The following is a 2118-nucleotide window of genomic DNA, read 5'->3' on the forward strand; positions in this document are numbered from 1 at the left end:
GCAATTCCATCGCCGTCGATATCCGCAACCTGCGGGCTGGACAATCCATTGCAGTCGCTGGCGGCCTCAAGGCAATTGCCGTTGTCGTTACTGCCGGCGCCGGTGTCGATCAGCGCATAGTCATCGGGATTTTCGAGACTGACAATGAACAGCTTGGCCTTGCCATCGCTCTCGGCGTTGTAACCGTTGCCGAAAATCGCATACCAGCTGTCATTGACGAGTTTAGCCACATGAATGTCGCTGAAGCTGTAGCCCAGATCTAAATGATCGAACTCCCACTTGACGATATCGCCAGGCGTCGTCGTGCTGCCCAAGGCATCAAACGTTTCTGGGTCGGTGATATCCAGCATGTAGACGGATTTTCCACCACCGCCCAGTCCGCCCAGCAGCAGGGTATGCCATGCGGCTTCGGTTTCCCCCGGAAGCGTGACAAAGGCATCCCGCGCTACTGGCGTAGCATCGACATAAAAACGATGCAAATAATCCTTATCTGCCAGTTGGCGAACGCCCTCGCCGGACTCGGCGCTGAATACGCCATGGGGCATAAAGGCGAATTTCTCGGCACCGGTTGCCTCATCGATGGCATGCAGCATACCGTCATTGGCCCCAACATAGATCATGCCCGCTCGCTGGCCGTAAGTGCCGCGAAAGGCTGAATAGGGCTTCTTTGCAATAGCATCTATATAGCTTTCCGCGGGAGCATTTACGATGATCGGATAAGAGCCGATGATATCGCCAAGATATTGACCGTTACGCTTGCGAAACGCCTCACCTTCGCTAGCGGCATCACCCTTGAGGTAATTCATCAGCGAATCGAAGTGCGATTTATCGATCTTGACGTTTTTAATATGCACCTGGTCGCTTCCAGGACTGACGTTGATATTGACATTCTTCTTGTCCGCCAGCGTCAAAACGCTCTTATTGAAGAAACCTCCCAGATCGAGAACTTGATGGCGGCTCATCTTTTCAATGTTGTCTGCATTAAAATAAAATGCTTCATCACTTTCACCTTGAGGGTTGATCGTCAATACCTGACGCGTCAGGTGACGATCTTGCAGTTCCCGAAGCTGCTGCGAAAATACCCAGCGGGCATCACCTGGAAAGCCGTCCCCACCAAACGGGCGCGCAACTATATCTCCTTCCCAACTGGAAGGATCGTATTTTGCTTCGATTAAAACATTGTCGCTCCTGTCACTATTAGTCCCTACTTCCAGACCCGACACGCTCGACGAACGTGCGTTGATGTTTTGAAAGATTCTGGTGAAAGCAGCATTGAGGGCTTCGGGATCGGCTGCACTCAGAAACTCTCCTCGGGAGTTCCAGGCGGCATGACGCATATCGTCAATAGATGAAGGCTGGTTTTTGAATGGTTTTGGCCAATCAAACTTCTTATCGGGATCTACCGGATTTTCAGTCAAATTACCATTGACACCGAAACCCAGCGTATAGGTCACCAGATGCTGAGCCGTGTTTTCATCGATCCCGGGCACAATAGGCACTACGTTTTCAAGATCCGGTCGCAAGTCTTCCTTGTAATACTTCATAGCCACATCGGCAAGCGTATTAGAGTAATCGTCGCTGTCACTCTTGCGCACCAATCCCCCCACACGGCCATCCTGATTGCCGACGGAGATTTTCTCATTGTCCCAATAACCGTCGCTCATCAATATGGCAAAATTCTGTTGGCACATGCCTTTTTCTTCCGTACTCAGGATAGGCGATTTGGATCCCTTGAAGTATTCGCCAGTGCGCTGAAGCGCGCTGCGCAATGGGGTGCCGGATTTAGGACGACTGGCAAAAATCAAATCTGCAATCTCCTGACGATTGTTCCCTTTATCGATATCGTCCACGGCGTGCTTACCGTGGTCGTTGATAGTGGAAAATCCCATGCGCGCGCTACCGAAGGAAACAGTCTTGGCTAGTGCAGCTTGAGCTACTTTCATTCGGTCACGATAGTAGTAGAACCAGTTCGCATAGTTTCTTTTTTAGCCTTACCATCCTCATCATCCTTGAATTTTTTTACATCCTGACGGTACTCTTTATCGTTAAAATAAAAGCGCGTTTCCTCATCCTCCCATTCATACCTTTCGTCCTCTTCATCGTCATCAGCTTCCGGGT

At 50.5% G+C, this 2118-nt stretch carries 1 protein-coding gene; it reads right to left on the reverse strand.

The window, feature by feature from the left end; genetic code table 11:
* Positions 1-1943, reverse strand: a 1943-nt coding sequence (locus tag CH74_RS17325; protein WP_048308795.1) for a pilus assembly protein, incomplete at its 3' end; no start/stop codon positions are given.
* Positions 1944-2118: the final 175 nt, after the last annotated feature.

Origin of the sequence: Halomonas sp. PR-M31 (genome assembly GCF_001039575.1) — a bacterium.
Classification (GTDB): domain Bacteria; phylum Pseudomonadota; class Gammaproteobacteria; order Pseudomonadales; family Halomonadaceae; genus Modicisalibacter.